17 protein-coding genes and 1 tRNA gene are annotated in these 21,073 nt (G+C 71.5%); 5 read left to right on the forward strand and 13 right to left on the reverse strand.

What is annotated here, in order from left to right:
- Positions 1 to 156 precede the first annotated feature (156 nt).
- Entirely contained in the window at positions 157 to 813 is a 657-nt protein-coding gene (locus ACFWEE_RS31640) for an ANTAR domain-containing response regulator (protein WP_386894513.1), read from the reverse strand.
- Positions 814 to 913: 100 nt separating this feature from the next.
- Between ACFWEE_RS31640 and ACFWEE_RS31645 the strand changes: the two genes are divergently transcribed.
- Both ACFWEE_RS31645 and ACFWEE_RS31650 read left to right on the forward strand, forming a co-directional pair.
- Positions 914 to 988: transfer RNA gene (locus tag ACFWEE_RS31645), tRNA-Leu, on the forward strand.
- A 109-nt stretch (positions 989 to 1,097) separates the two neighbouring features.
- Positions 1,098 to 1,880 (forward strand): transcriptional regulator, encoded by a 783-nt coding sequence (locus tag ACFWEE_RS31650; protein ID WP_386894515.1) that lies wholly within the window; start codon positions 1,098 to 1,100, stop codon positions 1,878 to 1,880.
- A 20-nt stretch (positions 1,881 to 1,900) separates the two neighbouring features.
- Here the strand turns inward: ACFWEE_RS31650 and pyk are convergent, their stop codons facing one another.
- A complete protein-coding gene (gene pyk, locus ACFWEE_RS31655) occupies positions 1,901 to 3,337 on the reverse strand; it encodes a pyruvate kinase (protein WP_386894517.1) in 1,437 nt (478 codons plus the stop codon).
- A gap of 379 nt (positions 3,338 to 3,716) precedes the next feature.
- Between pyk and ACFWEE_RS31660 the strand changes: the two genes are divergently transcribed.
- A complete protein-coding gene (locus tag ACFWEE_RS31660) occupies positions 3,717 to 5,540 on the forward strand; it encodes a bifunctional metallophosphatase/5'-nucleotidase (RefSeq protein WP_386894519.1) in 1,824 nt (607 codons plus the stop codon).
- A gap of 207 nt (positions 5,541 to 5,747) precedes the next feature.
- Here the strand turns inward: ACFWEE_RS31660 and ACFWEE_RS31665 are convergent, their stop codons facing one another.
- The 4 genes from ACFWEE_RS31665 to ACFWEE_RS31680 form a co-directional block, all read right to left on the reverse strand.
- A complete protein-coding gene (locus ACFWEE_RS31665) occupies positions 5,748 to 7,163 on the reverse strand; it encodes a lysine N(6)-hydroxylase/L-ornithine N(5)-oxygenase family protein (RefSeq protein WP_386894521.1) in 1,416 nt (471 codons plus the stop codon).
- Positions 7,160 to 8,629: a pyridoxal phosphate-dependent decarboxylase family protein gene (locus tag ACFWEE_RS31670; RefSeq protein WP_386894523.1), complete on the reverse strand. Its 1,470-nt coding sequence runs from the start codon at positions 8,627 to 8,629 to the stop codon at positions 7,160 to 7,162. The genes ACFWEE_RS31665 and ACFWEE_RS31670 overlap by 4 nt, the downstream gene beginning before the upstream one ends.
- 324 nt (positions 8,630 to 8,953) lie before the next feature.
- The gene (gene pepN, locus ACFWEE_RS31675) at positions 8,954 to 11,449 is read right to left on the reverse strand and encodes an aminopeptidase N (protein WP_386894525.1); all 2,496 of its coding nucleotides are present in this window, start codon (positions 11,447 to 11,449) and stop codon (positions 8,954 to 8,956) included.
- A gap of 115 nt (positions 11,450 to 11,564) precedes the next feature.
- Positions 11,565 to 11,912 (reverse strand): chorismate mutase, encoded by a 348-nt coding sequence (locus tag ACFWEE_RS31680; RefSeq protein WP_386894527.1) that lies wholly within the window; start codon positions 11,910 to 11,912, stop codon positions 11,565 to 11,567.
- Between the two features lie 176 nt (positions 11,913 to 12,088).
- Between ACFWEE_RS31680 and ACFWEE_RS31685 the strand changes: the two genes are divergently transcribed.
- Positions 12,089 to 12,976, forward strand: coding sequence for a hypothetical protein (locus ACFWEE_RS31685; protein WP_386894529.1), 888 nt, complete (start codon positions 12,089 to 12,091; stop codon positions 12,974 to 12,976).
- An 11-nt stretch (positions 12,977 to 12,987) separates the two neighbouring features.
- On the opposite strand, the gene ACFWEE_RS31690 is transcribed toward ACFWEE_RS31685, so the two are convergent.
- From ACFWEE_RS31690 to ACFWEE_RS31720, 7 genes are all read right to left on the reverse strand, one after another.
- Positions 12,988 to 14,133, reverse strand: coding sequence for an oxygenase MpaB family protein (locus ACFWEE_RS31690; RefSeq protein ID WP_386894541.1), 1,146 nt, complete (start codon positions 14,131 to 14,133; stop codon positions 12,988 to 12,990).
- A gap of 59 nt (positions 14,134 to 14,192) precedes the next feature.
- Positions 14,193 to 15,227: a polyprenyl synthetase family protein gene (locus ACFWEE_RS31695; RefSeq protein ID WP_386894543.1), complete on the reverse strand. Its 1,035-nt coding sequence runs from the start codon at positions 15,225 to 15,227 to the stop codon at positions 14,193 to 14,195.
- Between the two features lie 154 nt (positions 15,228 to 15,381).
- A complete protein-coding gene (locus tag ACFWEE_RS31700) occupies positions 15,382 to 15,654 on the reverse strand; it encodes a polyprenyl synthetase (RefSeq protein ID WP_386894531.1) in 273 nt (90 codons plus the stop codon).
- Positions 15,655 to 15,940: 286 nt separating this feature from the next.
- Entirely contained in the window at positions 15,941 to 17,686 is a 1,746-nt protein-coding gene (locus tag ACFWEE_RS31705) for a DEAD/DEAH box helicase (protein WP_386894533.1), read from the reverse strand.
- Between the two features lie 184 nt (positions 17,687 to 17,870).
- Positions 17,871 to 18,074 carry a cold-shock protein gene (locus ACFWEE_RS31710; RefSeq protein ID WP_003969786.1) on the reverse strand — a complete coding sequence of 68 codons (204 nt, stop codon included), beginning with the start codon at positions 18,072 to 18,074 and terminating at the stop codon, positions 17,871 to 17,873.
- Positions 18,075 to 18,447: 373 nt separating this feature from the next.
- Positions 18,448 to 18,972: a pyridoxamine 5'-phosphate oxidase family protein gene (locus ACFWEE_RS31715; RefSeq protein ID WP_386894535.1), complete on the reverse strand. Its 525-nt coding sequence runs from the start codon at positions 18,970 to 18,972 to the stop codon at positions 18,448 to 18,450.
- A 162-nt stretch (positions 18,973 to 19,134) separates the two neighbouring features.
- On the reverse strand, positions 19,135 to 19,878 hold the full coding sequence (locus ACFWEE_RS31720; protein ID WP_386894537.1) for a VWA domain-containing protein: 744 nt from the start codon (positions 19,876 to 19,878) through the stop codon (positions 19,135 to 19,137).
- 226 nt (positions 19,879 to 20,104) lie between these two features.
- On the opposite strand from ACFWEE_RS31720, the gene ACFWEE_RS31725 reads away from it, so the two are divergent.
- Entirely contained in the window at positions 20,105 to 21,028 is a 924-nt protein-coding gene (locus ACFWEE_RS31725; protein ID WP_386894539.1) for a rhomboid family intramembrane serine protease, read from the forward strand.
- Positions 21,029 to 21,073 lie beyond the last annotated feature (45 nt).

The raw sequence follows: 21,073 nt of genomic DNA on the forward strand, positions 1-21,073 counted from the left end.
TATTTGTGTATAAGAGACCGGGCCCGGCTCCCGAACGTTCGGGAGCGGGCCCTGCGGCGTACAGAGGCGTACGGGACGGACAGCGTGCACGCACACGCGCACGGGACGGCGTGCGCACGGAAGGCGCACGGAAGAGGAAGCGAGAACGGCGATCCGCTACTCGGACGCCTTCTTCTTCTCCTCGGCGTCCGCGATCAGCGCCTCGGCCAGCTGCTGCATGGACAGCCGCCGGTCCATCGAGGTCTTCTGGATCCAGCGGAACGCCGCCGGCTCGGAGAGGCCGTAGTCGGTCTGCAGGATGCTCTTCGCCCGGTCTACCAGCTTCCGCGTCTCCAGCCGCTGCGCCAGGTCCGCGACCTCGTTCTCCAGCGCCCGCAGCTCGGCGAAGCGGGACACCGCCATCTCGATGGCGGGGACGACGTCGCTCTTGCTGAACGGCTTCACGAGGTACGCCATCGCCCCGGCGTCGCGGGCCCGCTCCACCAGGTCGCGCTGGGAGAACGCGGTGAGCATGAGGACCGGTGCGATGGACTCCTCGGCGATCTTCTCGGCCGCGGAGATCCCGTCGAGCACCGGCATCTTGACGTCGAGGATGACCAGGTCGGGCTTGTGCTCGCGGGCCAGCTCGACGGCCTGCTGGCCGTCTCCTGCCTCGCCGACGACCGCGTACCCCTCTTCCTCCAGCATCTCCTTGAGGTCCAGGCGGATGAGCGCTTCGTCCTCGGCGATGACGACGCGGGTCGTCAGCGGCGGAACGTGCGACTTGTCGTCGTCGACGGCGTCTGCGGGCTCGGGCGACTCGGGCGTGGTCACGGGGGCTCCTCGGTAAGGACAGGGGTACTGCTCCCAAGAGCCTACCTAGCTACGGTATGGTGGATCATCAGCGGGTCGACATTAACCTTCGATTCTGCGAGCCCCGGTAGTCCAATTGGTTAGAGACAATGGATTCAAAACCCATACAGTGTCGGTTCGAGTCCGACTCGGGGTACTTTTCCTTCATTTCGAAGGCGCACGCTGATTCGCCTGATTTCACTTGATCTGAGTACGGGCCGCTGATTCACGCGCCCACTGCGCGCCTTCCGGCGATGCTCGGGCCCATGTACGACCTGGGAACCCGCAAGCAAGCCTTGGCGCTGGTCGCCCAGGGCCACAACCTCAGCTCTGCGAGTCGGCTGACCGGCGTCTCCCGCGCCGCCATCCGCTCCTGGCAGACCCGACTCGAACCGCTCGACGCGTCCCGCGCGGAGCCCTGCCCCCGGTGCGCCGCCACCCCCACCGCGGTCGAGCCCGCCGGCACGTACGCGTACCTGCTGGGGCTCTATCTGGGCGACGGCTGCATCAGCGCGGCAGCGCGCGGGCGCGGGGTGCACACCCTGCGCATCGCGTGCGCCGACTCGTGGCCCGGTCTCATCGACGCCTGCGCCGAGGCCGTCCGGCTGGTCCGCCCGTCGAACAAGGTCATGCGGGTCCGGGCGGCCGGGTGCCAGTACGTCACTTCCTACAGCAAGCACTGGCCCTGCCTCTTCCCCCAGCACGGCCCCGGCAAGAAGCACGAGCGCCGGATCGCCCTCGAACCCTGGCAGCGGGAGATCGTCGCGGCGCACCCCTGGGAACTGGTGCGCGGGCTGGTCCACTCGGACGGGTGCCGGGTCACGAACTGGACCACCCGGACGGTCGGCGGGGCGGTGAAGCGGTACGAGTACCCGCGGTACTGGTTCACCAATGTCTCGGAGGACATCCGGCGGCTCTACACGGACACGCTGGACGTGCTCGGCGTGGAGTGGAAGCACTGCACGCGGTCGGGGCGGCGGTACAACGTCTCCGTCGCCCGACGTGCGTCCGTCACACTCATGGACGCGCACGTCGGGCCGAAATACTGAGAAGCGGTGCGGGCAGCGGGCTACTTCGGGCTGTCGTCCTCGCCCACGTGGTGCACGCGGACCAGGTTGGTGGAGCCCGCGACACCGGGTGGGGAGCCGGCGGTGATGACGATGACGTCGCCCTTGGCGCAGCGGCCGATGCGCAGGAGTTCTTCGTCGACCTGGGCGACCATGGCGTCGGTGGATTCGACGTGGGGGCCGAGGAAGGTTTCGACGCCCCAGGTGAGGTTGAGCTGGGCGTGGGTGGCGGCGTCGGGGGTGAAGGCGAGGAGGGGGATGGGTGAGCGGTAGCGGGAGAGTCGTTTGGCGGTGTCGCCGCTCTGGGTGAAGGCGACGAGGAACTTGGCGCCGAGGAAGTCGCCCATTTCGGCGGCGGCGCGGGCGACGGCGCCGCCCTGGGTGCGGGGCTTGTTGCGGTCGGTGAGGGGTGGCAGGCCCTTGGCGAGGATGTCTTCCTCGGCGGCTTCGACGATGCGGGACATGGTGCGTACGGTCTCGATGGGGTATTTGCCGACGCTGGTCTCGCCGGAGAGCATCACGGCGTCGGTGCCGTCGATGATCGCGTTGGCGACGTCGGAGGCTTCGGCGCGGGTGGGGCGGGAGTTGTCGATCATCGAGTCGAGCATCTGGGTGGCGACGATGACGGGTTTGGCGTTGCGTTTGGCGAGTTTGACGGCTCGCTTCTGGACGATCGGGACCTGTTCCAGGGGCATTTCGACGCCGAGGTCGCCGCGGGCGACCATGATGCCGTCGAAGGCGGCGACGATGTCGTCGATGTTCTCGACGGCCTGGGGTTTCTCGACCTTGGCGATGACGGGGAGGCGGCGGCCCTCCTCGGTCATGACGCGGTGGACGTCGACGATGTCCTTTCCGCTGCGTACGAAGGAGAGGGCGATGACGTCGGCGCCGATGCGCAGGGCCCAGCGGAGGTCGTCGATGTCCTTTTCGGAGAGGGCGGGGACGGAGACGGCGACGCCGGGGAGGTTGAGGCCCTTGTGGTCGGAGACGACGCCGCCTTCGAGGACGGTGGTGCGGACGTGGGGGCCGTCGACGGCGGTCACTTGGAGTGTGACGCGGCCGTCGTCGACGAGGATGCGCTCACCGGGGGTGACGTCGGCGGCGAGGCCGTCGTAGGTGGTGCCGCAGATGTTCTTGTCGCCGTCGGCGAGGGGTTCGACGGTGATGGTGAAGGTGTCTCCGCGTTCGAGGAGTACGGGGCCTTCGCCGAAGTGTCCGAGGCGGATCTTCGGACCTTGGAGGTCGGCGAGGACGCCGACGCTGCGGCCGGTCTCCTCGGAGGCTTTGCGGACGTGGTGGTACCGCTGTTCGTGCTCGGCGTAACTGCCGTGGCTGAGGTTGAAGCGGGCGACGTCCATTCCCGCTTCGACCAGGGCTTTGATCTGGTCGTAGGAGTCGGTCGCGGGTCCCAGGGTGCAGACGATTTTCGCTCGGCGCATGGTTCGAGCCTAGACCTTACCTACGGGTAGGTAATTGGCTCCGTATGACTGTGCAACGTCCTTTCGGTTAAAGGTTGTTGACAGTGTCGCATTGCGCGGCGGGCTGCTCCGATGAGCGTTTTCCAGGGGTGGGCGGTGACGGCTTCGGGGAGTTGTTGCGGGGGTTCCGGGGCACTTTTGGGTGGTGCGGAGGCCGAGCAATCGTCCGGATGTTCCGTCAGGGACAGTTGTTCGTGCGCAGACAGTCACCAGATCGAAATGTGAACAGCCTGTTCCATATGCGCCGCGTGCGTCAGAATCTACGCGCGTCATGATCGCGGAACGACCCGGCTGGGTGCCGGGCGCACGCGTCGTCCGAGTGAACGAGGAGTCAAGAAAGATGCCGTTGAACCGCAGGACGTTTCTGGGCCGTTCGGCAGCCGCAGGTGCGGGTGTCGCTCTGGCAGGCGGACTTGTCGCGGGAGAGGCCCAGGCCGCGCCTTCGGGCCACGGACAGGGTCACGGGCACGGCGAGGGCCACGAGAAGCGGTACTCGTTCACCGTCATGGGGACGACGGACATGCACGGCAACGTCTTCAACTGGGACTACTTCACGGACAAGGAGTACGACGACGCCGCGCACAACGACGTCGGCCTGGCGAAGATCTCGACGCTGGTGGACCAGATCCGCAAGGAGCGGGGGCGTGGCAACACGCTGCTGATCGACGCCGGTGACACCATCCAGGGCACCCAGCTTTCGTACTACTACGCGAAGATCGACCCGATCACCGCGAAGCGCGGTCCGGTGCACCCGATGGCGCAGGCGATGAACGCGATCGGTTATGACGCGGCGGCGCTCGGAAATCACGAGTTCAATTACGGCATTCCCGTGCTGCGGAAGTTCGAGGAGCAGTGCGACTTCCCGCTGCTCGGTGCGAACGCGCTGGACGCGAAGACGCTGAAGCCGGCGTTCGCCCCGTACGTGATCAAGAAGGTGCGGACGCCGCACGGCAAGGACGTGCGGGTGGCGGTGCTGGGTCTGACCAACCCGGGCATCGCGATCTGGGACAAGGCGAACGTGAGCGGGAAGATGGTGTTCCCGGGTCTTGAGGAGCAGGCCGCCCACTGGGTGCCGAAGCTCCGTTCGATGGGTGCGGACGTCGTGATCGTCTCGGCGCACTCGGGTACGTCGGGCACGTCGTCGTACGGCGACCAGCTTCCGTACGTGGAGAACGCGGCCGGTCTGGTGGCGGAGCAGGTGCCGGGGATCGACGCGATCCTGGTGGGTCACGCGCACTCGGACATTCCCGAGTACTTCGTGACGAACAAGGAGACGGGCAAGCAGGTCGTGCTCTCGGAGCCGGCGAAGTGGGGTCAGCGTCTGACGCTGTTCGACTTCGACCTGGTGTGGGAGAAGGGCCGCTGGACGGTGGAGAAGGTCGGCGCCCAGGTGCTGAACTCCAACACGGCCGCCGAGGACAAGAAGATCACGCGGCTCCTGAAGGACGAGCACGCGAAGGTGGTGGCCTATGTGAACCAGGTCATCGGTACGTCGGTGGCGGCGATGACCACGGTGGACGCGCCGTGGAAGGACGAGCCGATCATCGACCTGATCAACCACGTCCAGGCGGAGACGGTGAAGGAGGCGCTGGCGGGCGGGGAGTTCGCGTCGCTGCCGGTGCTGTCGCAGGCGTCGTGCTTCTCGCGTACGGCGTCGATCCCGGCGGGCAACGTCACGATCAAGGACGCGGCGGGTCTGTACCCGTTCGAGAACACGCTGGAGGCGCGGGTCATCACGGGTGCCCAGGTGAAGGACTACCTGGAGTTCTCGGCGCAGTACTACGTGCAGACGGCGGCGGGTGCCGCGGTGGACACGTCGAAGCTGACGAACGCGGGCGGTACGCCGGACTACAACTACGACGCGCTGTCGGGCGTGACGTACGACATCGACATCGCGAAGCCGGTGGGCTCGCGGATCGTCGGGCTGTCGTTCGAGGGTGCGGCGATCGACCCGGCCGCGAAGTTCGTGCTGGCGGTGAACAACTACCGGGCGAGCGGCGGCGGCAACTTCCCGCACGTTCCGGCCGCGCAGCAGGTGTGGGCGAACTCGGACGAGATCCGGAACACGATCATCGCCTGGGTGACGGCGAAGGGCGAGATCGACCCGGCGCAGTTCGCCACGGTGGGCTGGCGTCTGACGCGGGACGGCGTGCCGGTCTTCTAGTCCGCACAACGGACAGTACGCACAACGGACAGTACGCGCGTAGGACTGTCCGTTCGTAGGACAGTCCATGTACAGGACTGTGTGCATGGAGCGCTGTGCAGGCAGAGGACTGTCCGTACGTCGTACGAGGTGTGTGGGGCGGTCGCTCCGGCTTTCGGGCCGGGGTGGCCGCCCTTTTCGTGTGCTCTGCCACGGGTCGGGCGCGGGTCAGCCGTCCTGACGTGCGGGGGTGCGCGGGGTGTGCTGCGGGGGGACGGCGGGGTGGGGGGTGAGGCCGAAGGTGGTGAAGGCGGTGCGGTCGGGGAGCGGGTAGGGGGTGGTGCCGGTGAGGTGGTTGAGGATGGTGGCGCTCCGGTGGGCGGCGAGGCCGAGGTCGGGGGCGCCGACGCCGTGGGTGTGGCGTTCGGCGTTCTGTACGTAGATGTTGCCGGTGACGGCGGGGTCGAGTTCGAGTCGGTGGTGGAGGTCGACCCGGGGGCGGCCCGCGGCGTCGCGGCGGATGTGGGGGGCGAGGGCGCCGAGGAGGGTGTCGAGGGGGCGTTCGCGGTAGCCGGTGGCGAGGACGACGGCGTCGGTGGTGTGGCGGGTGCGGGTGCCCTGCTCGATGTGTTCGAGGTGGAGTTCGACGCGTTTGTCGGCGAGGCGGCCTGCGGTGCGCACGGAGACGCCGGGGGTGAGGGTGGCGTCGGGCCAGCCGCCGTGGAGGGTGCGGCGGTAGAGCTCGTCGTGGATGGCGGCGATGGTGTCGGTGTCGATGCCCTTGTGGAGTTGCCACTGCCGGGTGACGAGGTGGTCGCGGGTCTGCTCGGGGAGTTCGTGGAAGTAGCGGGTGTAGTCGGGGGTGAAGTGTTCGAGGCCGAGTTTGGAGTACTCCATCGGGGCGAACGCGGGGGTGCGGGCGAGCCAGTGGAGCTTTTCGCGGCCGTGGGGGCGGGCGCGCAGCAGGTCGAGGAAGATCTCGGCGCCGGACTGTCCTGAGCCGATGACGGTGACGTGTCCGGCTCCGAGGAGTTCTTCGCGGTGGTCGAGGTAGGCGCCGGAGTGGATGACGGGGGCGTCGTCGGATGCGGCGAGGGGTTGGAGGGGTGTGGGGATGTGGGGTGCGGTGCCGATGCCGAGGGCGATGTGGCGGGTGTGGGCGCGGCCGAGGGCTTCGGTCCCACCGTCGGGGTCGAGTTGGGTGAAGTCGACTTCGAAGAGGGCGTGTTCGGGGTTCCAGCGGATGGTGTCGACGTGGTGGCCGAAGTGGATTGAGGGGAGTTGGTGGGTGACCCAGCGGCAGTAGGCGTCGTATTCGGCGCGCTGGATGTGGAAGCGCTCGGCGAAGTAGAAGGGGTAGAGGCGGTCGCGGGTGCGGAGGTAGTTGAGGAAGGTCCAGGGGCTGGTGGGGTCGGCGAGGGTGACGAGGTCGGCGAGGAAGGGGACTTGGAGGGTGGCGCCTTCGATGAGGAGGCCGGGGTGCCACTGGAAGTCGGGGCGTTGGTCGTAGAAGGCGGTGGTCAGGGGGGTGTGGGGTGGGGGGAGGCGGTGGGCGAGGGCGGCGAGGGAGAGGTTGAAGGGGCCGATGCCGATGCCGATGAGGTCGTGGGGTCGGCCGGTGGCGGGGGTGGTGCGGTCGGTCATCGGTGGGTGCAGCCTTCCGTGAGTTCGGTGCCGGGGCGGGGGGCGTGGAGTTGGGTGTCGTGGTGTTCGGTGCCGAGGCGGGGGGCGCGGAGTTCGGTGCCGAGGCGGGTGACGTGGGCGAGGAGGGCGGTGAGGTCGGCGGGGGTGGTGCGGGGGTTGAGGAGGGTGGCTTTGAGCCAGAGCCGGTCGTCGGCGTGGGCGCGGCCGAGGACGGCGTGGCCCTGGTCGAGGAGGGTGCGGCGGAGGGTGGCGACGGTGCGGTCGTCGGCGGCGGTGGGGCGGAAGAGGACGGTGCTGATGGTGGGGGGTGCGTGGAGTTCGAGGCCGGGGGTGCGGGTGATGAGGTCGGCGAGGTGGTGGGCGGCGGCGAGGGTGCGGTCGATGAGGTCGGCGAGTCCGTCGCGGCCGAGGGCTTGGAGGGTGACGGCGATCTTGAGGGCGTCGGCCCGTCGGGTGGTGCGCAGGGAGCGGCCGAGGGTGTCGGGGATGCCGGCTTCGGTGTCGTCGTCGGCGTTGAGGTAGGGGGCGAGGTGGTGGAGGGGTGAGAGGTGGTGGTGGTCGGGGACGGCGAGTATGCCGGCGGAGGCGGGCTGCCAGCCGAGTTTGTGGAGGTCGAGGGTGACGCTCGCGGCGCGGTGGAGGCCGTGGACCTTGGTGCGGTGGGTGGGGCTGAGGAGGAGCGCTCCGCCGTAGGCGGCGTCGATGTGGAGTTCGGCGCCGTGGGTGTCGCAGAGGTCGGCGATGGCGGTGAGGGGGTCGATGGCGCCGCTGTCGGTGGTGCCGGCGGTGGCGGTGACGAGGTGGGGGCCGGGGGTGGTGGTGAGGGCGTGGTGGAGGGCGGCGAGGTCCATGGTGCCGGTGGGGGCGGGGACGACGTGGGGTGCGGGGAGGCCGAGGAGCCAGGCGGCGCGGGTGATGCTGTGGTGGGCGTTGGTGGCGTGGATGGTCTGGACGGGACCGTGGCGTTCGCGGGCGAGGAGGAGGGCGAGTTGGTTGGCTTCGGTGCCGCCGGTGGTGACGACGGCGTCGGGGTGGGGGTGGTGGGGGTAGACCTCGCGGGCGAGGGTGTCGGTGAGTTCGGCTTCGATGGTGGTGGCGGCGGGTGCCTGGTCCCAGGAGTCCATGGAGGGGTTGAGGGCTGAGGCGGCGAGGTCGGCGGCTGCGGCGAGGGCGAGGGGCGGGGTGTGGAGGTGGGCGGCGCAGTGGGGGTGTGCGGGGTCGGCGGCGCCTTCGGCGAGGGCGGTGACGAGGGTGGTCAGGGCGTGGTGGGCGCCGGTGCCCTGGTCGGGGAGGAGGGGGCCGATGGCGTGGCGGGTGCGGGCGGTGGTGGCGGTGGGGCCGCCGGCGGGGAGGGGCCCGGCGCGGTGGGCGGCGCCTTCGTGCAGGGCGGCGAGGACGGTGTCGAGGAGGGGGCGGAGGTGTTCGGGGCCCGTGGTGCCGCCGGCGAGGGGTGGGGTGGAGGACATGGGTGTGGGCTGCCCCTTCGTTGGTGTGGTGGCGGTGGACGTGCGGGCGTCTCTGTGTTCGGTTGTGGTTGGGCCGCCCGGTCCAACGATGCCGACCCTAGAGGGGTATGGGCGTGTGGCGCGGCGCACGCGTACGTATTCCCTGGCCCTGTACGCGAGTTCGAGCCGGGTGGTGCGCGTGGAGGGGTGGCGGAGGTGCGTACGGCATGCGCTCTCACCGCCGACGGCGCGTGCCCGCACGGTGGTTCAGGGGCGCGTTTGGACATGACGGCGCCCGGCACCCCTCGTGTGGAGGGGGTGCCGGGCGCGTGGGGGTGCGGAGGGTCAGCGGGCGTCGCGTACGGCCAGGGCGCGGCGCAGGTCGTCGAGTTCGTCGACGAGCTTGCGCCTCAGGGCGGGGGTGAGGGTCGTGCCGTCGAGGGCGCGGTGGCCGAGGGCGAGCGCGTCGGCGTCCACGTCGTACGCGGGGAAGGCAGCGCGGCCGGCGGCGGTGGCGATGGCGGGGCCCCGGCGGGCGGCGAGGGCCGCCGCGTCGGGGTAGTAGCGGGCGACGTAGTCGCGGGTGAGGCCGGTCTGTTCGGGCTGCCAGAAGCCCTGTGCGGTGGCGGTGAAGAGGTAGTTGGAGAGGGTGTCGTCGTGGAACAGGGCCTGCCAGGCGGCGGCCTTGGCCTCGGGGTCGGGCAGGGCGGCGCGGCAGCGGGCGGCGCCTTCCTGGCCTTGCGCGCTGGTGTCCTGGGCGAGTTCGGCGGCGATGGCGGTCTCGTCGGTGGCGCCGAGGACGGCGAGGCGGGTGAGGACGCGCCAGCGCAGTTCGGGGTCGAGTTCGGGGCCGCCGGGTGCGGTGCCGTCGGCGAGCCATTCCTGGAGGGTGTCGGGCTGGGTGGCGGCGTCGATGAGGTGGCGTACGGCGACGAGGCGCAGCCCGGGGTTGCTGCCGTCCTCGGTGCGGCGGACGAGGTCGCGGCAGAGGTCGGTGAGGGTGGCGAGGGCGGCGGGGCGCTCTTCGGGGGTGAGGTAGCGGTCGGTGAGGAGGGCGGCGAAGCCGAGGACGCCCTGGGCGAGGGCGAGGTCGGTCTCGTGCGGGAGGTGGGTGCGGGCGAGGGCGAGGTGGGCGGTGGGGTGGAGGTCGCCGTCGCGGACCATGTCGCGGGCGGTGTTCCAGATGACGGCGCGGGTGAGGGGGTCGGGGATGCCGGAGAGGCCGTGTTCGACGGCGGTCCAGGAGGCGGGGTCGAGGCGGATCTTGGCGTAGGTGAGGTCCTGGTCGTTGGGGACGACGAGGACGGGGCGGCGGCCGGGGAGGGTGAGGGGTTCGCCGGTGCCGGGGACGTCGGTTTCGACGCGGTCGCGCAGGACGAGGCGGTCGGGCCCGGTGCCGAGTTCGTGGTCGTAGAGGCCGACGGCGATGCGGTGGGGGCGGCTGCCGAGGTGGTCGACGGCGAGGGTCCACCCGTCGCCCGGGTCGTCGACGCGGGCGGTGAGGGTGTCGGGGCCGGTGGTGCGCAGCCAGGTGTCGGCCCAGCCGTGGACGTCGCGGTCGGTGGCGGAGGCGAGGTTGTCGATGAAGTCGGCGAGGCCGGCGTTGGCGAACTTGTGGCGGGCGAAGTGGGTGTTGATGCCTGCGAGGAAGTCCTTCTCGCCGATCCAGGCGACGAGTTGGCGGAGTGCGGAGGCGCCCTTGGCGTAGGAGATGCCGTCGAAGTTGACGAGTGCGGAGGCGGTGTCGGGGACGGCGGTGGGGTCGGGGGCGACGGGGTGGGTGGAGGGGCGCTGGTCGGCGTCGTATCCCCAGCCCTTGCGGGCGACGCCGAAGTCGACCCAGGTGTCGGTGAAGCGGGTGGCTTCGGCGGCGGTCTGGTAGCCCATGTATTCGGCGAAGGACTCGTTGAGCCAGATGTCGTCCCACCAGCTGAGGGTGACGAGGTCGCCGAACCACATGTGGGCCATCTCGTGGGAGATGACCATGGCGCGGGTCTGGCGTTCGGTGTCGGTGACGGCGGAGCGGTAGACGAACTCGTCGCGGAAGGTGACGAGTCCGGGGTTCTCCATGGCGCCGGCGTTGAACTCGGGGACGAAGGCCTGGTCGTAGGAGTCGAAGGGGTAGGGCTCGTCGAACTTCTCGTGGTAGCGGTCGAAGCAGGCGCGGGTGGTGTCGAGGATCTCGTCGGCGTCGGCGTCGAGGTAGGGGGCGAGGGAGCGGCGGCAGTGGATGCCGAAGGGGATGCCGGCGTGCTCGGTGGTCACGGAGTGCCAGGGGCCGGCGGCGACGGCGACGAGGTAGGTGGAGATGAGGGGGGTGGGGGCGATGGTCCAGTGGCCGTCGCCGGTGGGGGTGGAGATGCCGTTGCCGAGGACGTTCCAGCCGTCGGGGGCGGTGACGGTGATCTCGAAGACGGACTTGAGGTCGGGCTGGTCGAAGGCGGGGAAGACGCGCCGCACGTCGTCGAGGAAGAGCTGGGTGTAGACGTAGCTCTCGCCGTCGGTGGGGTCGGTGAAGCGGTGCATGCCCTCGCCGGTGCGCGAGTAGCGCATGGTGGCGTCGACGCGGAGCTCGTGGGGGCCGGCCGTGAGCCCGGTGAGGGGGTAGCGGCCGTCGGCGAGGAGCGCGGGGTCGAGGGGCTGTCCGTCGAGGCTGAGCGCGTGCAGTGCCGCGGGCTCGACTTCGATGAACGTGTCGCCGGCGGTGCGTGCGGTGAACCGGATGGCGGTCTCGGACCCGAAGGTCTCGTCGCCGGTGGTGAGGTCGAGGGCGATGGTGTATCGCTGGACGTCGATGGTGCGGGCTCGGGTCTGCGCTTCGTCGCGCGTCAGTACGGACATTTCTCCATGCTGCCGTACGGCTCCGAGGGCGTGCGACGGGGTTCTCCCGGGGCGGGTGCGCGGGCGGGCTGCCCGTGCACCCGCCCGTCGGGGACGTGGCGGCGCCGGGGGCGGGTCACGCCTCCTGCGGGTCGGCGCTCCCGGCCGGGCGGTCGCCGCCGGTCGTCTCGTCCGCGATCCGTTCGTGGTGGCGGATCACCTCGGCGACGATGAAGTTGAGGAGCTTCTCGGCGAAGGCCGGGTCGAGTTTGGCGTTGCCGGCGAGCTGGCGGAGCCGCTCGATCTGCCGTGCCTCGCGCGCCGGGTCGGCGGGCGGGAGCTGGTGAGCGGCCTTCAGGTGCCCCACTTGCTGGGTGCACTTGAACCGTTCGGCGAGCATGTGGACGACGGCGGCGTCGATGTTGTCGATGCTCTCGCGCAGCCGGTTCAGCTCGGCGCGTACGGACGGATCGATGTCGTTCATGGTCGACGAGCTTAGACGTAGTGCGCCGGCGGGTGAGCGCCGGTGGGTGGTACCGGCCCGGGGGTGCCGCGCGCCGCCCGGCACGGCACCTCGCGGGGGCGGGCCGTCGCATGCCGGGGGCACGCCCCGTACGGTGGAAGGCGGGCGGCGGGGGCCGCCCGCCGGGGGGTGGGGGCGTGACGGAGAACGGTGGGGACGGGGGCCCGGTGGTGCGTGGTTTTCCGCATCTGGACACCGTCAGGGCTTCGATCACCGCGCTGTACCGGCGGATGGGCGGGGCGGGCGTGCGCGCGTACGCGGGGAGTCTGCCGGCGGCGGAGGTCGCGTTCGGGGACGCGGAGGAGTTGTACGGGGGTGCGCAGCGGGTGGCCCGGGCGGCGGTGGCGCACCTGCGGTTGCCCGATGCCCGCGTGATCGTCGGTTTCCGCCGGATGGAGCATGCGGCGACGGTCGAACTCGCCGCGGGGCCGGAGTACTTCGTGGAGCTCAACGACAGGTTCCGGGTCAACCGGCGTGATGTGGGTGCCGCGTTGGTGCACGAGGTCACCCATGTGCTGTTGCACCGGCTGGGGATGGAGTTCTCCGGGACCCGGGAGAACGAGATACTGACGGACACGGTGGCGGTGTATCTCGGCGCGGGCTGGCTGCTGCTGGACGCGTTTCGTGAGGATGCGCTGACCCGCCAGAAGCTGGGTTATCTGACGCCGGAGGAGTTCGGTTACGTGCTGGCGAAGAGGTCGCTGGCGTTCGGCGAGGACCCCTCGCCGTGGTTCACCAGCCCGGGGGCGTACCAGGCGTACACCGAGGGCCGCTCCAGGGCGCTGCGGGATCTGCGGGTGCCGCCGTTGCGGGCGGCGGGCGGGATGAGCAGGATGCGGTACGCCCGGGACCGGCACCGGGCCGTGGCGGCGCCCGGCGCTCCGTACGCGTTCGAGGGCGGTGGTCCGGAGCGGCGGGTGCTGTTCGACTGCCCGACCTGCCATCAGCGGCTCCGGCTGCCGGTGCGCGGCCCGGTCCGGGCGGGTTGCGGGGTGTGCGGGACGCGGTGGGCGTGCGACACGTGAACCGAGGGCTGTCAGGCCGGCCGGAGGACCGGGGCGGGCGGGGTCCAGCGCCGGGTGCGGGGGACGGCGGTGGAGAGTCCGTAGTCCTTCTTGAGGTGTTCGGGGATCGCGTAGTGCATGACCCGGCCCCGGGTGAGCGAGGAGAGTTCGAAGAGGGTGGTGAGGTGGCCGAGGCGGTCCAGGGCCCACGCGCCCAGGGGTGAGCGGTCCTCGATGGTCTCCAGTACGTTCATCAGGGCGGGGGCGGCTTTGACGACGGTGTCCCAGGGGGTGCGGGCGACGCCGAGCCAGTCGGCGCAGGTGTCGCCGATCAGGTGGCGGATCAGCGCGGAGACGACCGGGTCCAGCAGGGTTCCGGGGACCACCTCCTCGTACAGGTCGATCAACTGCCGGGTGAGAGCGACTCCTTCGTCGCTGGGACCCATGTGCCGGGTCATGTAGAGGTCGGAGAAGGCGCGGGCCTGGCCGAGGTCCTTGGGGGCGTGTTCCTGGTCGACGCCGAGCATCGCGCCGACGACGCGCCAGGCGTAGTGGTAGGCCTCCGCGCCCTCGACGCTCATGTGGATGCCGAGCCGGTGGAGGGCGTCCAGCACCTGCATCGAGAACATCATCTGCCCGCCGATCATGTCCTCCTGGCAGATCGGCGTACCGAGGCCGGCCGTGTCCCAGCGGCCCTCGCGCCGCAGGTGGTAGCGGATCGAGGCGTGCAGCAGGCGGACTTTCTGGGCGGCGGGGAGGAAGCGTCCACCGGCTTCGAAGGCGTCGGGCTGCATGAGGTGGACGGTGAACTGCCCGGTCTCCGCCATGCGTTTGGAGGGGTAGTTCAGCGAGTGCGTCGCCGACAGGAGTTTCGCGATGTGCGGGACGACGTAGCAGGCGGGCATGGCGGCGAAGGAGAGGGCGGTGGAGATGTGCACGTTGTTGTCGATGAAGAAGAGCCGCGCCCTCTCCATCTCCTCCCAGTCGACCCAGGAGGGCGGGCTGCTGGTCTCGTGGAGGTATTCCCGGGCGGCGTCCGGGAGCCCGTCCGGGAGGGGCTGCCCGGCCACGGAGACGTAACGCATCAGGGTGTTGAACTTTCCCGTCTCGCCGCGCTCGAAGAGGGTGGCGACCGTGGCGTCGGCGAGTTCGTCGCCGCACTGGCGCAGCGCTTCCATGGACTGCTCGGTCGGGTACACGGGTGGCTCCTCCGGGTGGGGGTGGTTCGGCGGGGGCGTCAGGCGGGGCGGGTGGTGAGCGCCGTGGCGAGGTGGGTGAGGGCGGCGTGCGCGGGGGTGGGGAGGGCGGCGCCGTCGAGTGCGCGGGTGGCGAGGGCGACCCGGTCGCCGATCATGCGCTCGACGCGGGCGCGGGCGCCGGTGGACTCCACGACGGCGCGTACGCGGTCGAGTTGGGCGTCGGTGAGGCCGCTCCGCCCGAGGAGCCGGGAGAGTTCGCGGCGCTCGGCGGGGCCGGCCGCGGCGAGGGCGTGGGCGATCAGCGCGGTGGGGCGGGCGCCCGTGATGTCGTCGGTGTTGGCCTTGCCGGTGTGCTCGGGTTCGCCGTACAGCCCGAGGAGGTCGTCGCGGAGCTGGAACGCCTCGCCGAGCGGCAGCCCGTAGTCGGTGAAGGCGCCGCGCAGGGCCGGGTCGCCGCCGCCGAGCGCGGCACCGATGTGCAGGGGGTGTTCCACGGTGTACTTGGCGGTCTTGTACCGGATCACCTTCAACGACTGCGTCACGTCGGGCGGTCCGGCGGCGCGCAGGATCTCCAGGGCCTCGCCGGCGACGAGTTCGCGGGCCAGTACGCCCCAGAGGGGGCGGGCCCGGGCCAGGTAGGCGCCGGGCAGTCCGCAGCCGGTGAAGAGCTGTCCGGCCCAGGACATCAGCAGGTCTCCGGCGAGCATCGCGAGCGAGGCGGCGCGCGGGTTCACCCGGGTGCCGCGGGTGACGGCGGAGCGCAGGGCGACGTGGGCGGTCGGCAGGCCGTGCCGCAGCCGGCTGTCGTCGATGAGGTCGTCGTGGACGACGGCCGCCGCGTGGACGAGTTCCATGGCCGCCGCCGCCCGGACCATGGCCTCGCTGTCCGGCTGCCGCGCCGCCCGCCAGCCCCAGTAGCAGAACGCCGACCGCAGCCGTTTGCCGTGGGCGGTGGCGTCGGACAGGACGGCCGCGAGCGGGGCGAGGTCCTCGTCGACGGCGAGCAGCGCCTCGGTCTCCGCGTCGGTGAACCGCCGCAGCTCCCGGTCCACCCGGGCCCGCAGCGCGGTGATCTCCGACGGCTCGGCGGCGGCGGGGGCGGGGCGGGCCGCCGGGGACACGGCGGCGGGGGCGGCGGGCGTGTGCCGCCTGGGCCTGGGCAGGGGTACGACGTGGGCCTGCAGCCCCGGCGCGGCCTGTGCGCGCCCGGGGGCGAGGCGTACGGGCTCAGGCACCGGGTCCGCCCGCGCCCCGGGTACGGGCGTGGCGCGCGAGGATCTCCAGGTGCGCGGGGCCGGTGCCCACCCGGTCGAGCGCCAGGCGTCCGCGCGCCCTGAGGTCCTGCTCCCCCTGCTGGGCGAGGTCGCCCAGGTCCGAGCGGCCGAACAGGCCGCGCGCCGCGGTCCAGGCCGCGCCGCAGGTGGTCAGGGCCAGATCGGCCAGACCGGCGGCGAGCAGGACCGGCCCGCTCCCGCCGTCCTCCCGGGTCTCCGCTGCCATGTGTGCCCGCCCCTCCCGTACGGTGCGCCGCCGCTCCGGCGTCGCTTCGGTGGGCAGGCTGCCCGGGCACGGGGCGGCGGAAGCGCCGAGCCACCCCATGTGATGATCACTCGTTCGCCCGTACTATCCCGGGCCCCGGCGCCCGCCCGCCCCGCTCCCCGTACCCGGGGCTCCCCGCACTCCCCCGCACAGCACGACGCCCGGTCCGGAAGAACCGGACCGGGCGTCGCCCTGTGTTCCTGAGGCTGCCGGGCCTTGTGCGGCGCGGCGGCGGGGCTGCCGAGCCCTACGCGGCGCGGCGGCTGCGGGGTGCGCCCCCGCCGTTGCCGCCGTTGCCCCGGCCCGCCCCGGCGGGACGGCCGGAGCCGGTGCCGGTGCGGCCCGTGCCCGTGCCCGTACGGCCGGAACCGGTGCGGCCGGCGCTCGCGCCCGTACGCCCGGCGCCCGCACCGCGGGCCTCGCCGCGCTGCGCCCCGGCGGAGGCTCCGCCGCGACCGCCGCCGTTGCCCGTGCCGCGCGCGCCGCCGGTGGTGCCGGTGGTGGTGCTCGCGCCCGCGGCGCCGCCCCGGCGGCCACGGCCCCGGCTGCCCGAGCGGGTGGTGGTGCCGGTGCCCGGCTGGCCACCGGAGCGGGTCCGCTGCTTCGGCGGGGTCGGCTGGGGCACCTCGATGACGACCGCGATGCCGGAGGGCTCGCGGGCGCCGGTGATCCGGCTGAGCTCCGGGTCGCTGGAGGTGATGCGGGTGGTGTGCGGGGCGATGCCCGCGTCCTGCATGAGGCGGGTCATGTCCCGCTTCTCCTCGGGCAGCACCAGCGTGACGACGCTGCCGGACTCCCCGGCGCGCGCGGTACGGCCGCCCCGGTGGAGGTAGTCCTTGTGGTCGGTGGGCGGGTCCACGTTGACGACGAGGTCGAGGTCGTCGACGTGGATGCCGCGGGCCGCCACGTTGGTCGCGACGAGCGCCGTGACCTGGCCGTCCTTGAACTGGTCCAGGGTGCGGTTGCGCTGCGGCTGGGACCGGCCGCCGTGCAGGGCGGCGGCGCGGACACCGGCGGCGAGCAGTCGCTTGGCGAAGCGGTCGGCGGCGCGCTTGGTGTCGACGAACATGATCACGCGGCCCTCGCGGGCGGCGATCTTCGTGGCGACGGCCTTCTTGTCGGTGTCGTCGAGCACGTGCAGCACGTGGTGCTCCATCGTGGTGACGGCCCCGGCCGACGGGTCGACGGAGTGCACGACCGGGTCGGTCAGGAACATCTTGACCAGCCGGTCGATGTTCTTGTCCAGGGTGGCGGAGAACAGCATCCGCTGGCCGTCCGGCTCGACCTGCTTCAGCAGGGCGGTGACCTGCGGCATGAAGCCCATGTCGGCCATCTGGTCGGCCTCGTCGAGGACCGTGATGGAGACCTCGTCCAGGCGGCAGTCGCCGCGCTCGATGAGGTCCTTCAGGCGGCCCGGGGTGGCGACCAGCACCTCGGCGCCGCGCCGGAGCGTGGCGGCCTGCCGGGTGAGGGACATCCCGCCGACCACGGTCGCCAGGCGCAGGTTCACGGAGGTGGCGTACGGCGTGAGCGCGTCGGTCACCTGCTGGGCGAGCTCGCGGGTCGGGACCAGCACGAGGGCCAGCGGGGCGCGGGGTTCGCTGCGGCGTCCGGCGGTACGGGCCAGCAGCGCGAGGCCGAAGGCCAGCGTCTTGCCGGAGCCGGTACGGCCGCGGCCGAGGATGTCCCGGCCGGCGAGCGAGTTCGGCAGGGTGGCGCCCTGGATCGGGAAGGGGTCGGTGACACCCTGCGCGGCCAGCGTCTTCAGCAGCGCGGCGGGCATGTCGAGGTCGGCGAACGCCTCGACGGCGGGCAGAGCGGGGGTGAGGGTCTCCGGCAGGGCGAACTCGCCGCCCTGCGGTGCGGCGGGACGGCGGCGCGCGGGCGCCTTGCCGGCTCCGCGGCGGGCGGGGGCGGCCTGGGACTGGCCACGGCCCCGGCCACTCGGCTGACGGTTGCCGGCCGGGCGGTCCTGGCGTTCGAAGCGGGTCATACGGAATTTCCCTCCTGGGGGATTCCTGGGTCGCTGCGACATGCTCTTCGGACCGCTTTCATGTGCGCCCCAGGATGCGGCACATGGCGGGTGCTCCGGTGACAGGACGTCCCGGAGACAGCACAAACCGGGGCCCGCACCGTGAAGGTGCGGGCCCCGGCTGCGAGGTACGCGTCCGGCCGAATTAGGCGGGGACGATGTTCTCCGCCTGCGGGCCCTTCTGGCCCTGCGTGACGTCGAAGGAGACCTTCTGGCCCTCCTGGAGCTCACGGAAGCCCGAGGTGGCGATGTTGGAGTAGTGGGCGAAGACGTCGGCGCCGCCGCCGTCCTGCTCGATGAAGCCGAAGCCCTTTTCCGAGTTGAACCACTTCACGGTTCCAGTAGCCATGTCATTCTCCTAAAAGAGGTGCAGTGCCGAGAATCCGCACTTTACGAATTCCAAGTCGCCGCATTGAGCCCCATCCGGAGAAAGCCGGAAAACAATAATGCGCCTGAGGAAGCATTCCCGTCAGGCGCACATAAAGTTCATGGGTACCAAAACTGCAACTGGAACACCGTAGCACGTCCTCCCGCCGGGTGGTGGATCTTGAGGCTCCGGATCTCGGAAACGTGGCCGCGAAGGGCCCGCGGGGCGCCCGCGCGGAGCGCGCACCGCTGCCACCGGGGCGTCCGTCCCGCTTCCGGCGGCCCCCTCCGCCGGGAGTGAGACGGACGACACGCCGCGGGAGGGGGCTCTGCGACGCGGAAGACGGCGCCGGGCCTCAGCCCACCGGCCCCTCGTTCCCCCGGCGGACCGTGCGCAGTCCGCGGCCCGGGGTCCAGGAGCGGACGACGAGTTCCTCGCCGTCCATGCCGGTGTGGACCACCTCGGTGAGGTCGACGCGGAAGAGGTGGAACGGCTCCGGGGGCGTGGCCTCCTCGATGAAGCGGGCCAGCAGGGCCGCGTCGGTGACCTCGATCGCGCGGCCGGCGACGCGTACGTCGCCGTCGGCCATCTCGGCGTCCGGCCCGGGGTTCGCCTGGATCGCGAAGCGGGGGTCGCGGAAGAGGTCGAGGGCCTTGCGGGAGCGGGGCATCATGCCGAGCAGCATCTCGCCGAAGCGGAAGTCGGCCTCCAGTCCGGAGACCCGGGGCGATCCGTCCTTGCGGAGGGTGGCCAGGACCTGGTGGCGGTAGAGGCGGAAGCGCCGCTCGGCGGTGGCGGCGAATCCGGGTTCGGCCGCGTGGAAGTCCGCCCAGGTGACGGGGGTCGGGGCGGGGGTCGGGGCGGGGGTGTTCGGTGTCATGCCTCCATCGAACCGTCTCATCCCGACACCTTCTGTCAGGATTTCCGGCGGGTCACCGCAACGGGTGTTCCCGCCGGTCACCGCGACGGGTGCGGGGGCGGCGTGTCCGGCCGCCCACCCGTCCCCGAGGACGCCCCTCCCCCGAGGACGCCCCTCCCCGGGTCACCCCACGATGCCGCGCTCCCGGGCCGCCGCGAGCCAGAGCGGGAACTCCGCCACGAGCCGGTCGTAGAGCTCTTCGTCGGGGACGGTGCGCGGGTCGGGTCCGGCGTGGAAGTAGCCGGCGTTGTCGACCACGCGCTTGGCGGGGACGGCGAGTTCGTCGAGCTTGCGCAGGAAGTCGAACTGGGTGCTGCGGGTGTTGCCGAACCCGACGAACTGCCAGAACAGCGGGAGTTCGGCCGCCTTGCAGAGGTAGCGTTCGGCCGCGAGTTTGTTGATGGGGCCGCCGTCGGTCTGGAAGACGACGAGAGCGGGGGCGGTGGAGCCGCTGTCGAGGTAGTGGTCGATGACCGCGTCCATCGCCAGGTGGTAGCTGGTCTTCCCCATGTGCCCGAGGCTCGCCGCGATCGCGTCGACGCGCCCTCGGTGGTTGTCGAGGGCGATGTCGGTGACGGCGTCGATGTCGGTGGAGAAGAAGACGACGGGGACGCGTCCGTCGTCGTCGAGATGGGCCGACAGCCCGAGGACCTGGTCGGCGAGGGCCTGGACGCTGCCGTCCTTGTAGTAGTCCTTCATCGAGCCCGAGTAGTCGAGGACCAGGTAGACCGCCGCCCGGGCGCCGTCCATGCCGCGCTTGCGCAGCGAGACGCCCGCCCTCTTGTAGAGGCTGACGAGGCCGGGCGCACGCGCCGCCACCTTGTCGAGGGAGAGAGCGGGGCCTGCGGCCGGGGGTGATCCGATCATGCTTGTCTCCGTTCCGATCCGGTCCGATCCCGAGCGATCCGATCCGGTTGCTCCGGACAGCGAATCACCGCTCCACGCCTGCCGGGCACGGGGGTTGGTGGTCTCGCCGCCGCCCCCAGGCTGCCATCCGACACCCGGGCATATGGTCCGAATTTCGGGTTCGCTATCTTGATCGCCGCCGTCACCTCGGCACCGCGCACCACCTCGCCCAGTGAAGGAGCCGGTCATGGAGGCCGACACCCCCGCCGACACCCCCACCTGTTACCGCCATCCGTCGTTCGAGACGCATGTCCGCTGCACCCGCTGCGACCGCCGGATATGCCCGGACTGCATGCGGGAGGCCGCGGTCGGCCATCAGTGCCCGGAGTGCGTACGGGAGGGCAACCGCACGGTCCGCCAGGCGCGGAGCCTCTTCGGCGGCCGGGTCCCGTCCGGTACGAAGCCCCTGGTCACGTACGCGCTCATCGCCCTGAACGTCCTCGCCTACGTCGCCGAGGTCGTGAAGCCGGAGATCCTGGACCGGTTCGGGATGCTCGGGGCGGTGCTCGACGGGCCCGATGGCTCCCTGTACGTGTACGACGGCTGGACGCCGCCCGGCTACGAGTTGATCGGGGTGGCGGGCGGCGAGTGGTACCGGCTGCTGACCGGCGCGTTCCTGCACCTGCCGCCGGACTCGTCGATCGGCGTGATGCACCTCGTCTTCAACATGCTGGCGCTCTGGAACCTCGGCCGGGACGTGGAGGCCCAGCTCGGCAAGGTCCGGTACACGGCCCTGTACCTGCTCTCCGCGGTGGGCAGCTCGGTGCTGGTGTACGTACTGGCGCCCGACAGCAACACCGTGGGGGCCTCCGGCGCGATCTTCGGCCTGGCCGCCGCGCTCTACGTCATCGGCCGGCGGCTGGGCCGCGACGTGGGCCAGCTGAACCGCTTCATGGCCGGATTCCTGGTCTGGATGGCGATCTCCGCCTTCTTCACCTCCTGGCAGGGCCACCTCGGCGGCCTGCTCACGGGCGGCCTGGTGATGTCCGGGCTGGCGTACGCCCCCGCGAAGCTCCGCACCGGCCCGGCGCAGGGCGTCGCCGCCGTGGTGCTGCTCGCGCTGCTGCTGCTCGTCGTGGTGCTGAGGACCAGCGCGCTGACCGGCGGCTGAGAGCCCGGGAACACGTCGATGCCCGGCACGGACGCGTCCGTGCCG

The organism is Streptomyces sp. NPDC060184 (assembly GCF_042728795.1).
GTDB lineage: Bacteria > Actinomycetota > Actinomycetes > Streptomycetales > Streptomycetaceae > Streptomyces.

What these genes read in the sequence shown, in the direction of transcription:
- ACFWEE_RS31650 (WP_386894515.1), top strand. Translation starts at nt 1,098, where the DNA reads ATGTACGACCTGGGAACCCGCAAGCAAGCCTTGGCGCTGGTCGCCCAG.
- ACFWEE_RS31670 (WP_386894523.1), bottom strand. Translation starts at nt 8,629, where the DNA reads ATGTCCTCCACCCCACCCCTCGCCGGCGGCACCACGGGCCCCGAACAC.
- ACFWEE_RS31665 (WP_386894521.1), bottom strand. Translation starts at nt 7,163, where the DNA reads ATGACCGACCGCACCACCCCCGCCACCGGCCGACCCCACGACCTCATC.
- ACFWEE_RS31660 (WP_386894519.1), top strand. Translation starts at nt 3,717, where the DNA reads ATGCCGTTGAACCGCAGGACGTTTCTGGGCCGTTCGGCAGCCGCAGGT.
- ACFWEE_RS31725 (WP_386894539.1), top strand. Translation starts at nt 20,105, where the DNA reads ATGGAGGCCGACACCCCCGCCGACACCCCCACCTGTTACCGCCATCCG.
- ACFWEE_RS31710 (WP_003969786.1), bottom strand. Translation starts at nt 18,074, where the DNA reads ATGGCTACTGGAACCGTGAAGTGGTTCAACTCGGAAAAGGGCTTCGGC.
- ACFWEE_RS31720 (WP_386894537.1), bottom strand. Translation starts at nt 19,878, where the DNA reads ATGATCGGATCACCCCCGGCCGCAGGCCCCGCTCTCTCCCTCGACAAG.
- ACFWEE_RS31715 (WP_386894535.1), bottom strand. Translation starts at nt 18,972, where the DNA reads ATGACACCGAACACCCCCGCCCCGACCCCCGCCCCGACCCCCGTCACC.
- pyk (WP_386894517.1), bottom strand. Translation starts at nt 3,337, where the DNA reads ATGCGCCGAGCGAAAATCGTCTGCACCCTGGGACCCGCGACCGACTCC.
- ACFWEE_RS31690 (WP_386894541.1), bottom strand. Translation starts at nt 14,133, where the DNA reads ATGGAAGCGCTGCGCCAGTGCGGCGACGAACTCGCCGACGCCACGGTC.
- ACFWEE_RS31700 (WP_386894531.1), bottom strand. Translation starts at nt 15,654, where the DNA reads ATGGCAGCGGAGACCCGGGAGGACGGCGGGAGCGGGCCGGTCCTGCTC.
- ACFWEE_RS31680 (WP_386894527.1), bottom strand. Translation starts at nt 11,912, where the DNA reads ATGAACGACATCGATCCGTCCGTACGCGCCGAGCTGAACCGGCTGCGC.
- pepN (WP_386894525.1), bottom strand. Translation starts at nt 11,449, where the DNA reads ATGTCCGTACTGACGCGCGACGAAGCGCAGACCCGAGCCCGCACCATC.
- ACFWEE_RS31705 (WP_386894533.1), bottom strand. Translation starts at nt 17,686, where the DNA reads ATGACCCGCTTCGAACGCCAGGACCGCCCGGCCGGCAACCGTCAGCCG.